General features: G+C 70.2%; 11 protein-coding genes. 3 read left to right on the top strand and 8 right to left on the bottom strand.

All coding sequences use genetic code 11. From position 1 onward, the window contains the following. Positions 1-324 precede the first annotated feature (324 nt). A complete protein-coding gene (locus ABD204_RS00005) occupies positions 325-1,653 on the bottom strand; it encodes a M20/M25/M40 family metallo-hydrolase (protein WP_194422700.1) in 1,329 nt (442 codons plus the stop codon). 86 nt (positions 1,654-1,739) lie between these two features. Here ABD204_RS00005 and ABD204_RS00010 point away from each other — a divergent pair, with 86 nt between their 5' ends. Then, complete coding sequence (locus ABD204_RS00010; protein ID WP_194422701.1) at positions 1,740-2,723, top strand: Gfo/Idh/MocA family protein; 984 nt, start codon at positions 1,740-1,742, stop codon at positions 2,721-2,723. Positions 2,724-2,743: 20 nt separating this feature from the next. Continuing rightward, positions 2,744-3,598, top strand: coding sequence for an NYN domain-containing protein (locus ABD204_RS00015; RefSeq protein ID WP_194422702.1), 855 nt, complete (start codon positions 2,744-2,746; stop codon positions 3,596-3,598). A 64-nt stretch (positions 3,599-3,662) separates the two neighbouring features. On the opposite strand, the gene ABD204_RS00020 is transcribed toward ABD204_RS00015, so the two are convergent. Continuing rightward, the gene (locus ABD204_RS00020; protein WP_194422703.1) at positions 3,663-6,197 is read right to left on the bottom strand and encodes an ATP-dependent Clp protease ATP-binding subunit; all 2,535 of its coding nucleotides are present in this window, start codon (positions 6,195-6,197) and stop codon (positions 3,663-3,665) included. 115 nt (positions 6,198-6,312) lie between these two features. Further along, positions 6,313-6,768 (bottom strand): DUF3817 domain-containing protein, encoded by a 456-nt coding sequence (locus tag ABD204_RS00025; RefSeq protein ID WP_194422704.1) that lies wholly within the window; start codon positions 6,766-6,768, stop codon positions 6,313-6,315. A 66-nt stretch (positions 6,769-6,834) separates the two neighbouring features. Here ABD204_RS00025 and ABD204_RS00030 point away from each other — a divergent pair, with 66 nt between their 5' ends. After that, positions 6,835-7,941, top strand: coding sequence for a class I SAM-dependent methyltransferase (locus ABD204_RS00030; protein ID WP_194422705.1), 1,107 nt, complete (start codon positions 6,835-6,837; stop codon positions 7,939-7,941). A gap of 3 nt (positions 7,942-7,944) precedes the next feature. Here ABD204_RS00030 and ABD204_RS00035 read toward each other — a convergent pair whose 3' ends face one another. From ABD204_RS00035 to ABD204_RS00055, 5 genes are read right to left on the bottom strand one after another with little or no spacing between them, the layout of a single operon-like run. Further along, positions 7,945-8,331 carry a DoxX family protein gene (locus ABD204_RS00035; RefSeq protein ID WP_194422706.1) on the bottom strand — a complete coding sequence of 129 codons (387 nt, stop codon included), beginning with the start codon at positions 8,329-8,331 and terminating at the stop codon, positions 7,945-7,947. Between the two features lie 44 nt (positions 8,332-8,375). Then, on the bottom strand, positions 8,376-9,869 hold the full coding sequence (locus ABD204_RS00040; RefSeq protein WP_194424144.1) for an ATP-binding cassette domain-containing protein: 1,494 nt from the start codon (positions 9,867-9,869) through the stop codon (positions 8,376-8,378). 5 nt (positions 9,870-9,874) lie between these two features. Next, positions 9,875-10,720 (bottom strand): ABC transporter permease, encoded by an 846-nt coding sequence (locus ABD204_RS00045; RefSeq protein WP_194422707.1) that lies wholly within the window; start codon positions 10,718-10,720, stop codon positions 9,875-9,877. Beyond that, the gene (locus ABD204_RS00050) at positions 10,717-11,703 is read right to left on the bottom strand and encodes an ABC transporter permease (protein WP_322597666.1); all 987 of its coding nucleotides are present in this window, start codon (positions 11,701-11,703) and stop codon (positions 10,717-10,719) included. The genes ABD204_RS00045 and ABD204_RS00050 overlap by 4 nt, the downstream gene beginning before the upstream one ends. A gap of 5 nt (positions 11,704-11,708) precedes the next feature. Continuing rightward, positions 11,709-13,343, bottom strand: a complete 1,635-nt coding sequence (locus ABD204_RS00055; protein ID WP_194422708.1) for an ABC transporter substrate-binding protein — start codon at positions 13,341-13,343, stop codon at positions 11,709-11,711. Positions 13,344-13,406 lie beyond the last annotated feature (63 nt).

Raw genomic sequence — 13,406 nt, forward strand, 5'->3', positions numbered from 1 at the left:
CGCACCAACCAGCCCACAACCAAGCAGGCCCAGAAGGGCAACTTCACAATCATACCCCACCCTCACCACACTCGCAAACCAGCACGCTGTCACACGAACCAGGGTGGGAGTGCCTCCGATGAAGGAGAGGAACCCATCCTAGACCCGAAGGTCACAGCTCTACAAGAGAACCGTATTCAGAGGGGGTGGTCCGCTACTTGAGGGGGCGGGGCCTTCCGGCCGCTCCGCTCTCCCCTTTGGGGCGAACAAGAAATACATTACGTCGAATCCCCACACCCGGCAAACCCAGCCCACACCCCGGGCGTGTCGCACGCTCGTGACGACTCACGAGTCCGCGAGAAGGGCCCGGTAGAACCCGATTCCTCGCGTCCAGACGTCCACTCGGATGCGCTCGTTGTGTGAGTGCAGCGCATCGCGCTCGGAGCGGGTGAGGTGGAACGGGGTGAAGCGGTAGACGTGGTCGCTGATCCGCGTGAACCACCGGCTGTCGCTCGCGCCGAGCTGGAGGTAGGGCGTGGTGACGACATCGGAGCCGAGCGTGTCACCGACGGCGCGCGCGAGCCGTCGCCACGCCGCCCCTCGCCACGGCGACACCGGTGACGGCTCAGACGCGTGGCGCACCTCGAGTTCGATCCGGGGATCGGCGATCACTCGCCGCATCCGGGCGGTGACGCCCTCGACGGTGTCGCCGGTGAGCAGACGTACGTTGACGGCGGCGCGCGCCGAGGTGGCCAGGACGTTCTCGCCCGGCGCCCCGCTCAGTTGCGTGGCGACCGCCGTCGTCCGTACGATCGCGCGCATCTCCGGTCCGAGGGCACCGAAGGCGCGCACAACCAGTGGCGCCGTCAGGCCCAGGTGCGAAAACAGGGCACGGAGAGGCTGCGGCGCGTACGGGGCCACCGTCGAAAGCATCGCGCGCACCGGATCGGCCAACCGGACGGGGAAGGGATTGCGATGGAGGCGGTCGATCGCCCTCGCCAGGCGTGCCGTGGCCGGGGTGCGGGGCGGGGTCGACGCGTGGCCGCCGTCCTCACGTGCGGTCAGGAGCACCGTCATGATTCCGCGTTCGGCGACGCCGACCATCGCCGTCGGCACGCTCAGACCGGGGATCACGCCGTCCACGACCGCACCGCCCTCGTCGAGCACGAGTCCCGGCCGCACTCCGCGTTCGTCCAGCGCGTCCACCATGGCGCCCGCACCGTCGCCGGCGGTCTCCTCGTTGTGGCCGAACGCCAGGTACACGTCGCGTTCGGGGGTGAAACCGTCTGCCAGCAACGACTCGACCGCTTCCAGGATCGCCACCAGCGCACCCTTGTCGTCGATCGCACCACGTGCGTGGATCGCGGCGTCGGCGCCCTCCCCGACGATGGTGGGCTCGAAGGGGGGTGTATGCCACTCGTCCTCCACGACGGGAACGACATCCTGGTGGGCCATGAGCACCAAGGGATCCTCCGCCGACGCACCCTTCCACCGGTAGAGCCGGGAATGGCCGGCGGCGACCTCGACCTCGAGGTGCTCGTGGACCAGCGGGTAGAGCCGTTCGAGCGCCGCGGCGAAGGCGTCGAACGCGCTCCCGTCGACGTCGGCTTCGTCGGCGTGTGAAACGGTCGGGATGGCCAGGAGTTCGCGGAACCGCTCGACGGAGGTGGTCACACCTCGAGCCTATCGGCCATCGTCGGCCCCGCCCGGCGCAGACCGCGCGAGTCGAATCACCCCGCCACCCTCGATACAGTCGACGCATGACCGGACTTCGATGGGGCATCCTCGCCACGGGCGGCATCGCCCACAACTTCGCCAGTGACCTGCGCACCGCCGGCCTCGATCTGCAGGCGGTGGGCTCGCGCCGCGCCGAAGCGGCACGGGCGTTCGCGGACGAATTCGCCATCCCGCGTGCACACGCCTCCTACGAGGACCTCGTGGCCGACCCCGAGATCGACATCCTCTACATCGCCACGCCGCACCCGATGCACGCGGAGAACGCGCTGTTGGCCCTCGAGCACGGAAAGCACGTGCTCATCGAGAAGCCCATCACCCTCAACGCCGCCGAGGCGATGGCGGTTCGCGAGAAGGCCCGCTCCAAAGGGCTGCTGGCCATGGAGGCGATGTGGACGCGCTACCTCCCCCACATGGTCCGCATCCACGAGATCATCGCCGCGGGGACACTGGGCGAGATCCGCGCCGTACTCGCCGACCACACCCAGCGGATCTCGACCGATCCCGCTCACCGCCTGAACGCACTCGAACTCGGCGGTGGTGCGCTGCTCGACCTGGGCATCTATCCGGTCTCCTTCGCGTGGGACATCCTGGGCGCGCCCGCCACGGTGACAGCCGCCGCGCGCATGGGCGAGACCGGCGCCGACACCGAAGTCGCCACGATCTTCACCCACGCCTCCGGGGCGATCTCGACCTCCCTGTCGGCGTCGCGCTCCGCCGGCCCGAACACCGCGCACGTCGTCGGCACCGACGCGCGCATCGACATCGACCGTGTCTGGTACACCCCCACGTCGTTCCGCGTCACCGGCGCGGACGGTACGGTGATCGAGGAGTTCGTCTCGGACATCGAGGGTCGCGGGATGCAGTTCCAGGCGATCGCGGCAGAAGAGATCATCGCCGCAGGCCGTACCGACTCGGACCGTCTGCCCCTCGACGAATCGGTCGCGATCATGGAGACCCTCGACGAGGTGCGCAGCCAGATCGGGCTGCGGTACCCCCAAGAGCACTGATCCCCGAGCGAGGAGTCGCCATGGCCGACCTTCAGAACGAGCGTGTCGCCGTCTACATCGACTTCGACAACATCGTCATGTCCTGGTATGACCGCGTGCACGGGCGGAACGCGTACTCGCGCGACCGGCAGAAGATCATGCAGGACCTCACCGCGAACGAGGTCGCCGAACGACTGTCGGCGGCGACGATCGACGTCGGCGCCATCATCGACTACGCGGCCTCCTTCGGGACCCTTGTGCTCACACGCGCCTACGCCGATTGGTCCTCGCCGGTCAACGCCGAGTATCAGACGCAGCTCGTCGCGCGCGCGGTCGACCTGGTGCAGCTGTTCCCGGCGGCGGCGTACGCCAAGAACGGGGCGGACATCCGCCTGGCCGTCGACACGGTCGAGGACATGTTCCGGCTCGAAGACCTCACCCACGTCGTGATCGTCGCCGGTGACAGCGACTATGTGCCGCTGGCACAGCGCTGCAAACGGTTGGGCCGGTTCGTGGTCGGAGTGGGAGTGTCCGGGTCGACGGCGAAGTCCCTCGCGGCGGCGTGCGACCGATTCGACGCCTACGACACTCTGCCCGGTGTCACCGCCCCCTCCGCCGACAGCGCCGGCACACGCAAGAGCCGTGGCCGGAAGAAGGCGGTCGACCCCGGGGCCGACCTGCTCGAGCGTGCGCTGCGGTTGGAGAACGACCGGGAGGACGCCGAGTGGCAGCACGCCTCGGCGGTCAAGAGCCTCATCAAGCGACTCGACCCCTCCTTCAGTGAGAAGACGCTCGGGCATCGGAGCTTCACCGACTTCGTGAAGGCCCACCCGAAGGTCGCCGAGATGGACGAGTCGGGGAACATCGTCCTGATCCGCCTGGCCGCGGACCGCTGAGTCTGCGTCCCTCCCTGCCCACCCGGTCGGGGATGCCCGCCCCCGCGGGGCGGGCCCCCTCTGATCAGGCCACCAGCGAAGCGTGTTCGCGTTGCGCGGTCACCCGGAGGTCCCCGCCGTCGACGTCGATCGTGACGGCCCCGCCGTCGTCCAACCCGCCGGAGACGAACAGCTCGGCGATGCGGTCCTCGATCTCGCGCTGGATGACCCGTCGCAGGGGCCGGGCCCCGTACTCGGGCTCGTAGCCGAGTTCGGCCATGCGCGCGACTGCGGCGTCGGAGACCTCGAACGACACCGACCGCTGGTCGAGACGCGCTGCAGTCTCGGTCAGCAGCAGGCGCACGATCCGCCGCAGCTGGTCGGCCTCGAGCTTGCGGAACAACACGATCTCGTCGATGCGGTTGAGAAATTCCGGCCGCATCGCCTCGCGCAACGTACCCATCACGCGGTCGCGGAGGTTCTTCTCCGACCCGAACCCGGTCGGGCCTCCCCCGTCTGCGAGGAACCCGATGGCTCCACCGCGCGATGCGAGGAACTCCGAACCGAGGTTCGAGGTCATCACCACGACGGTGTTGCGGAAGTCCACCGTCCGACCCTGCCCGTCGGTGAGACGCCCGTCGTCGAGCACCTGTAGCAACAGGTTGAACACGTCGGGATGGGCCTTTTCGATCTCATCGAAGAGTACGACCGAGTAGGGGTTGCGCCGCACCCGTTCGGTGAGCTGCCCGGCCTCGTCGAAGCCGACGTACCCGGGAGGGGCACCGACCAGACGTGACACCGTGTGCCGCTCGCCGAACTCGCTCATATCGAACCGCACGACCGCCTGGTCGTCGTCGAACAGAGACTGTGCGAGCGCCTTGGCCAGCTCGGTCTTGCCCACACCGGTGGGGCCGAGGAAGAGGAAGGAACCCACCGGACGACGCGGGTCGCCCATCCCGGTGCGATTGCGCCGCACGGCACGGGCGACGGCCGTGACGGCGTCCTCCTGCCCGACCACCCGGTCGTGCAACTCACGCTCGAGCGACCCCAGCCGCTCGCGCTCGGACTCGGTCAGTCGGTTCACCGGGATCCCGGTGGCGCGGCTGATGACCGCGGCGATCTCCGGCTCGTCGACCACGGTCGACGCGTCGACACCGCGCGCGGTGGCCCGCTCGAGCTCGGCCTGCACCTCGGCGATGCGGTCGCGGATGACCGAGGCCTCTTCGTAGCGTTCCGCGCCGACCGCCGCGTTCTTCTCCGCTTCGAGATCGGCCAGCCGCTCCAACACGTCCGACACGTCGGCCTTCGTCCCCAGACGGAGCCGAAGCCGCGCACCGGCCTGATCGATGAGGTCGATGGCCTTGTCGGGGAGGACACGGTCGCCGAGGTATCGGTCGCTCAGCTCGACGGCGGCGCGCAGCGCCGCTTCGGTGTAGGAGATACCGTGGTGGTCTTCGTAGGCCGGGGCCACACCGGCCACGATGCGCACGGCGTCCTCGATGGAGGGCTCCCCGACCCGGACCGGCTGGAACCGGCGCTCCAACGCGGGGTCCTTCTCGATCGCGCGATACTCCTTGAGGGTGGTCGCCCCCACCAGGTGCAACTCGCCTCGGGCCAGTCGCGGCTTGAGGATGTTGCCGGCGTCCATACCGCCCTCGCCCCCGGCCCCGGCGCCGACGACCGTGTGCACCTCGTCGATGAAGACGATGAGGTCGTCGCGGTGGGCGGAGATCTCATCCATCGTCTGGGTGAGACGTTCTTCGAAGTCGCCCCGGTAACGGGTCCCCGAGAGCATGGCGGGCAGATCGAGCATGATGATCCGCTTGCCTTCGAGTGGGGCGGGTACGGCACCGTCGACGACCGCCTGGGCGATGCCCTCGACGACGGCGGTCTTCCCCACCCCCGCCTCCCCCACCAGCACCGGGTTGTTCTTGGTCCGGCGGCTGAGGATCTCGAGTGTCTGCTCGATCACATCCTCGCGGCCGATGACCGGGTCGATGCGGCCCTCGCGCGCCAGCGCGGTGAGGTCGGTGCCGAAACGCTCGAGCATCGGGGACTCCGGACCGCCGGGCTCCTGCGGGGCGGCGTCGGAGGCGACCGTCTCGCGCACCTCCTGGGTGAGGGACTCCGCGGTCACGCCCGCGCGAGCCAGGATCTGACCGACCGGAGTGTCCTGAGCGAGGACCAGGGCGAAGAAGAGGTGTTCGGGATCGACGTAGGTCGACCCGGACGATCGGGCGACCTGGTATGCGTGGAACAGCGCCCGCTGCACGGACGGGGTGATGACCGCCCCGTCGACGGCTGCGGGGTCCGAGGCTGCGGGCAGGCGATCCTCCGCGGCGCGGACGATGGCGCGAGGGTCGGCACCGACGCGCTCCACGGCGTCTTTGACCGGAGAACGGTCGACGAGGACACGCAGGACATGGAGCGTGTCGAGCTCGCGCTGCCCACGCTCGAGGGCGTAACGCCCCGCGGCCTGGAGGACGTGCTGTGTCGCCGCGCCGAGGAACCGGCTGAGGTCGATCGACCGTTCTGCGCGGGCGCGCTCTCCGGCCAGGTAGCGCGCGAGGAATTCGTCGAAGGCGCTGTGGCCGTCGTCGGGGGTGAAGTCTTCGGGCATTCCCGCTCCTTGCGTTGAAGATGAGTCAGGTGCGCTCAAGATTAAGAGTTGAGCGCACGCTTATCAAGTTCAACGCGTGCGGTGCCCGCCTATTCCCGCCGGGGTTCGGCCGGCGTCATTTGCCTCCGGGCGGACCGAGGATCAACAAGATCACGTACGCCGCGACGATCGCGCCGATCAGCAGCACCGCGAGGGCCCAGGGCCGTCGCAGGAACCAGCGCATGAGCGGGTCGTACCAGCGGTCCGTCCCGGCTCCGGGCTCGGTCCGCCACCGCCCGTCGAGTCGACCCGTGCGGTGGAGCCAGATCTCGGTGGGGATGGTGGCGTACGGGATGACCGCGCTGACGATCGCCACGACGGTGGGACCGGTCCGCCAGCGCTGGTTCATCGCCACCAGGACCGCGGTGGCACCGTAGGAGAGGAAGACGAATCCGTGGATCCCGCCGCCGATGGTCACGGCGATCGACAGATCGACCGTGGCACGCAGGATCAGCCCCGCGATGAGGAGGGTCCAGGAGACCACCTCGGCGAAAGCCAGCACGCGGAACAGGGACAGGGGGGTGTGGAACACGGGTACTCCAGATCGTTCCCCTCCACCCTATGGGGGACGCGCACCGGCACCGGCTACCGTGGGACGGTGAACCCCGAGCTGGACCGACTCCGCCGTCGCCCCGATCTGGAAGCTCCGGGGTTGGTGGCCGTCGACGCAGCCGACCGGCTGATCCTCGACGAGTCGGCGTCGGTACGCGAAGCGCTCGGGGCGGGCGAGGTGTGTGTGATCGGCGACGCGTACGGGGCGTTGACGCTGGGGGCAGCACTCGCGGGGGCGCGCGAGATCCGTGTCCATCAGGACGCCCTGACCGGCGAGCGCGCCCTCGCCGCCAACGCCCGCGATCTGTCCCTCGCGGACACCTACCGCTCCCTCCCCCTCGCCGCGGAGCTCGTGAGCGGGACACGGGTGGTGCTGATGCGTCTGCCTCGCTCACTCGACCAGCTCGATGACATCGCGGCGGTCCTCGCGGCCCACGCCGCACCGGAGGTCACCGTGTTCGCGGGCGGACGACTCAAGCACATGAGCCTCGCCATGAACGAGGTGCTCTCCCGCCGCTTCGCCCACGTGGACGTCACGCACGCGCGCCAGAAGTCGCGCGTCCTCGTCGCCCGGGGGCCGCACGACGGGGCCGACCCGTCGCCACGATGCGACACGCACGACGGTGTCACCGTGTGTGCGTACGGCGGCGCGTTCGCCGCGACCTCGATCGACATCGGCACCCGGCTCCTCCTCGAACACCTCCCCGCGCCCCCATCAGCCGCGGCGGCCATCGACATGGCGTGCGGCACCGGCGTCGTCGCCGCCGTGTGGGCCACACGCCACCCCGGGTCACGGGTGATCGCGAGCGATCAGTCGGCCATCGCGGTGGCCTCGGCACGCGCGACCGCGGTCGCCAACGGCGTCGACGACCGGGTCGAGGTCGTCCGCGACGACCTCCTCGGGGCGAGACCGGACGGGTCGGCCGACCTCATCGCGCTGAATCCCCCGTTCCACTCCGGGGCGGCGGTGACCGATCGCATCGCTCCGAGGATGTTCGCCGATGCGGCACGCGTGCTGCGACCGGGCGGTGAATTGTGGACGGTGTGGAATTCGTCACTCGGCTACCGGAGCGCACTCGAACGAACCGTCGGCCCTACCCGTCAGGTCGCGCGGAACGCGAAGTTCACCCTCACCGCCTCGACACGCCGCTGACCGTCAGCGTCCGTCGCGCGTGCACCACCACGCCCAGCACACCAGCAGCGGCTGGAAGAACAGGCGCACGAGACGCTTGGCATCGGTGTCCAGGCCGAACCCGTCGCGCCCGCGCGTGAACTGCTCCACATTGCCGGGGAAGATCGCCGCGAAGAAGAACGCCAGCAACGCGCCCACGCGTCGACGGGAGCCGGGCAGCGCCACCAGCGCGGCGCCGAACATGACCTCGACCACGCCGGATGCGACGACGACGGCATCCTTGTCGAGCCCGGTCCTCTCGACGGCGAAGTCGGGGACCTGCGCCTGGAACTCCTTGCGCGCCCAGAACAGATGACTGATACCCGCGAACACCATCGCGGCGGCCAGAAGCCAACGGGAGAACGTCCTCATGCCTCGATGCAACCACGGATCCGGCCGCTTCGGGCCGCACACGTTCACATCGGCGGCGAGGCGGCGATCAGCTCCCGGGTGAAGGGGTCCGCGGGCGCCGCCAACACCTGCTCCGTCATACCACGCTCCACCACCCGTCCGTCCTGCATCACGAGGATCCGGTCGCTGACCTGACGGACGACGGCCAGATCGTGGGAGATGAACACCATCGCGAGCCCCTCGCGCCGTTGGAGTTCGAGCAGGAGATCGAGGATGTCGCGTTGCGTGGTCACGTCCAAGGCGGAGACCGGTTCATCGCACACCAGCAGACGCGGACGCGCGGCCAGTGCGCGCGCGATCGCGACCCGCTGACGTTGACCTCCGGACAGCAGAGCGGGAGCGCGGCGGAGCACCGCGGCCTCGAGCCCGACGTCGGCCAGCAGTTCGCCCGGCGACGGCCCGGATGCGCCGGCTGCGGTGCGGAGGATACGTTCGACGTTCCACCGAGGATCGAACGAGCCGAGCGGGTCCTGCGGGATCAGCCGCACGGGTCCGGGGACGCTCGCACCGAGCGTCCCCGCGTCGGGCTGCTCGGCACCCACCAGCAGCCGGGCGAGGGTGGATTTCCCCGAGCCGGACTCACCGACGATGCCGACGACCTCCTCGCGGTGGACGGTGATGTCGACGTCGTCGACCGCGGTGACCCTCGCCCCGCCCGGGAGGGCGTAGCGACGTGTCAGGCCGACGCCCCTCGCGAGCACCGGCCCGGAGGGGGCCGGCGCCGGCGAGGTCTTGGCCCCGCGAGGCACCGCGTCCCGCAGCCCCCGTGTCACCGGGTGCCGTGGAGCGCGCCAGATCGCGTCGACCGTCCCCGCTTCGACGACGCGCCCGCGATCGAGCACGACGACACGGTCGGCGACCCGTCGGACCGCCTCGAGATCGTGCGTCACCAGGAGGATCCCCTGCCCGTCGTCACGCAGGCGTGACAACAGACCGAGCACGCGCGCGGCCACGGTCGCATCGAGCGCGGTGGTGGGTTCGTCGGCGACGAGCACCTGCGCCCCGCCCACGAGCGCCGCGGCGATGAGGACCCGCTGCCGCATGCCGCCGGAGAGCTCCCCCGGGCGCTGGCGGAGACGGACCTGAGGGTCGGGCAGCTCCGCATCCGCGAGCGCGCGCAGGACGCGTGCGCGACGCTCGGCGCGCGGCACGCCGTGCACGGCCAGCACCTCCGCGACCTCCGCCTCCACGGTGCGGAGCGGGTCGAGGGACTGGAGCGCGTCCTGGAGCACGAGCGAGATCTCTCCGCCGCGCAGGCCCCGCCACCGTCGGGCACTCGCCCGACGCATGTCCCGGCCGTCGATGCTCAAGACCGTCGTCGAAACCTCCGCACCCGGCTCGTCGTGGGTGAGTCCGAGGAGCGTGCGCGCGAGGACCGACTTGCCCGCTCCCGAAGGCCCGACGACCGCGACACACTCCCCCGCGGCCACGGTGAGATCGACGCCGTCCAGCACGACGCCGGTTCCGCGCAGGGCGACGCGCAGACCCGCCACCTCCATGGCGCTCACCGGACACCCCCGTCCGACAGGCGCCGCCCCAGGACGGTGAGCACGAGCGCGGTGACGACGATGGCGAGCCCCGGGAAGACCGTCATCCACCACGCGGACGCGATATAGACACGCCCGGCGTTCAGCATGGCGCCCCACTCGGGCGACGGCGGCACCGCACCCAGACCGAGGAAGCTGAGCGCGGAAACCCATACGATCGCCTGCGCCACACCGACGGCGGCGATGGAGGCGAGGGGCGCGAGGGAGTTCGGCACGATGTGGCGGGTGAACACGCGCCACGGCGGGGTCGCTTCGAGGTGGGCGAACCGCACGTAGTCACTGCGGACCACCGCACGCACCCGGGCGCGCAACACACGGGCGTATCCGGGGGCCGTCGCGGCGCCGATGGCGACCACCGAGGCGGTCACGCCGGGGCCGATGATGGCGACCAGCAGCAGTGCCATGACGAGTGTGGGCAGCGCGAAGAGGACTTCGATGATCCGTCCGAGCGCCGCATCGAGCCGGTCGGGGCCGAGACCCGCTGCGAAGCCGAGGACGACTCCGACGCCCACCCCGATCGCGGTGGCCGCCAGCCCCACACCCGCCGACGCCGCCGCACCGTGCACGACGCGCGTGTAGATGTCGCGTCCCGACTCATCGGTTCCGAACACGTGACCGACGCGCGGCGACAGGAAGGCCTCGGTGGGATGGATCGCCAGCGGATCGCCGGGCGCCAGCACGGTGGGCCAGAACACCGCGACGAAGATCACCGCCAGCGCGGCGACGCACACGATTCCCCCCGCACCCAGTCGCGCGCGCAGCGTTCCGGCCGCAGTCCGCGCCTGCGACGTGACCGAGGTCACGAGCCGACCGCCACATCCGGAATCCGCAGGAATCTCGGCGCGCGTCCCCGCAGACGCGGATCGACGAGGAGCTCGAGGGCGTCGGTGACGATCACGACCGCCACGTAGAGGAACGCCACAACGACCACCGCGCCGATCACGAGCGGCACGTCACGCTGCATCGCACCGTCCAGCAGCAGCCGCCCGAGCCCCGGCCGCGCGAAGAGCGACTCGACCACCACCGCCCCGGAGAGCAGACTGCCGAAGGCCCACCCCGACAACGCGAGCGCGGGGAGCACCGCGTGCCGGAGCGTGTGCCGCAGACGCAGGCGGATCTCCGTCGCACCGCGAGCGCGGACCGTCGTGGCGAAGGGCGCACGGTCGGCCTCCTCGAGGGACTCCCGGAGGACGAGCGAGAGGAAGCCCGCGATCGGCACCGCCAAGGTGACCACCGGGAGCGCCAGTCCCGCCGGATCGAGTCCGGAACTCGTGGCCGGCAGCAATCCCCACCCGGCCGCGAACACGAGGATGAGCACCGCACCGAGCCAGAACTGCGGGGTGACCGTCGCGATGACCTCCGCGCCGCGCAGCACACCCTTCAGGGGCCGCGCCGCACGTCCGCGCACGGAGGCGACCACGACCACACCGCCCACCGCGAGCGCCCACGCCAGCAGGAGCGCGAGAACCGCCAGCGCCAGCGTCGAGGGCAGCTGCGCGGCGATGAGGTCCAGGACCGGCTGCCGGCGCGCGTAGGAGTCGCCGAGCTGGAGGGTCGCGATGCGCCACAGCTGCGAGGCGTACTGCACGATCAAGGGCTCATCCAGCCCGTACGCCTCGCGTGCCCGCGCTGTCGCCTCCTCACCGGCCTGCGACCCGGGCCCGCCGAGGATCGCCTCGAGCGGGTCGCCCGTGGCACGCAGGGCGAAGAAGACGATCGTGGCGACCAGCCAGACGACCAGGACCGCCCGCCCCAGTCGTCCCCCGATCCAGCGGACGATCCGCACCCGGCTCAGCCGGCCAGGCGGGCGTCGATGAACGACGGCGTCGCGACCGTTCCGAGCACGCTGACACCGGTGACGGCGCGCGTGAGGAAGTGGTTCTGCTGGTCGTACAACGGCAGGATCGCGAAGGACTCGAGCACGATGCGTTGCGCCTGCGCGTACAACTCCGCGCGCTGCTGCTCGTCGATCGTCGCCGCCGCCTCGTCGAGGATCGCGTCCAATTCGGCGTCGGCGATCTGTGCGTGGTTGGCGAAGTACCCCGACGGCGCAGGCACGATCCCGTCGGAGTGGTAGAGGATGCGGAGCACGTCGGGGCCGACCTTCGTGTACGGGGCGCTGACGACCTCGTACTCGTCGGCGGCGAGCGTCCCATACCAGGTCGACAGGTCGGTCGGATCCAGCACGACCTCGAATCCGACTGCCGCGGCGTTGGCCTGAATCTGTTCGAACAGCGACTGCTCCGCGGCCACCGATTGGTTCGTGCTCACCGGGAACCGCACCGTCAGGCGCTGGCCGTCCTTCGTGCGCACACCGTCGTCGTCGCGTTCGACCCAGCCCGCGTCATCCAGCAGATCGCGTGCTGCAGCGACGTCGGTGACGAACAGGTCCGGCTCGGAGACCGCGGTGATCTCCGTGCTCGCCAGCGGCGACGACGACCGTGTCACCGTGCCGAGGTACAGCGCCTCGATCCCCGGCTCGGGATCGGCGGCACGGATGAAGGCTTCCCGGACGCGCGGGTCGTCGAAGGGCGCATGACCCGCGTTCAACTCCAGCCGGTTCACCGACCCCGGGCGGGGGGCGTCGATGTGACCGAGGTCGTCGGAGGCCTCCGCGGCCACGATGGCATCCGGCTGCGGGTTGTCGATCACGTGCACCTCACCGGAGGTGAGCGCGGCCTGCCGCGTGGCCGCGTCGGGGATGAAGCGCCACTCGATCGCCTCGAGATACGCGGAACCGTCGTGTTCGGCGTGGGGCGCCGGCGTGCGGTAGTCCTCGTTGCGCACGAACGAGATGTGGTCTTGCACGACCCATTCCTCGACGATGAACGGCCCCGTCCCGATCGGGGCGAGGCAGTTCTCCTCCTGCCCGCGGGCCATCCCGGCCGGTGACTGCATCGCGGTCCACTGCTGGCTGAGCGACTCCAGCAGCGCCGAGTCCGGCTCCGAGAGGTGGAACCGCACCACGTCGTCATCCACCGCCTCGACCTCTGCGACCTTCTCGACCGCGAGGTACCCCGTCGAGGACGCGGTATCGGGGTCCTTCAGGTGCTCGATGTTGGCTTTGACGGCCTCGGCGTCGAAGGCGGTACCGTCGGTGAAGGTCAGGTCCGACTGGAGCACGAACTCCCATGTGAGTCCGTCGTCGCTCACGCTCCACTCGGCCGCGAGCCACGGCTGGATCTGCCCGGACGTGTCGCGCCCGACCAGCGGCTCGAGATACTGCGTCGAGACCAGCGCCTGCGGGTAGTTGCCGCCGACGTGAGGGTCCAGGCACGTCGGCTCGGCGTCTCCGGAGGCGTACACGAGCGTGCCACCGTCTTGGGGCTCGGCCGACTCTCCGCCGCCTGTCGAGCAGGATGCGAGGACGAGACCTCCGGCCACGAGGAGGGACAGGGCTGCGGTCAGCCGGGCACGTTGGAACATCGTTCCCCTTCAGGAGGGTTTGTGGATTCGATCCAATAATAGCCCTTGCGTCAGAAGGTACGC

It is taken from the genome of Microbacterium aquimaris, assembly GCF_039531285.1.
Lineage (GTDB): Bacteria > Actinomycetota > Actinomycetes > Actinomycetales > Microbacteriaceae > Microbacterium > Microbacterium aquimaris.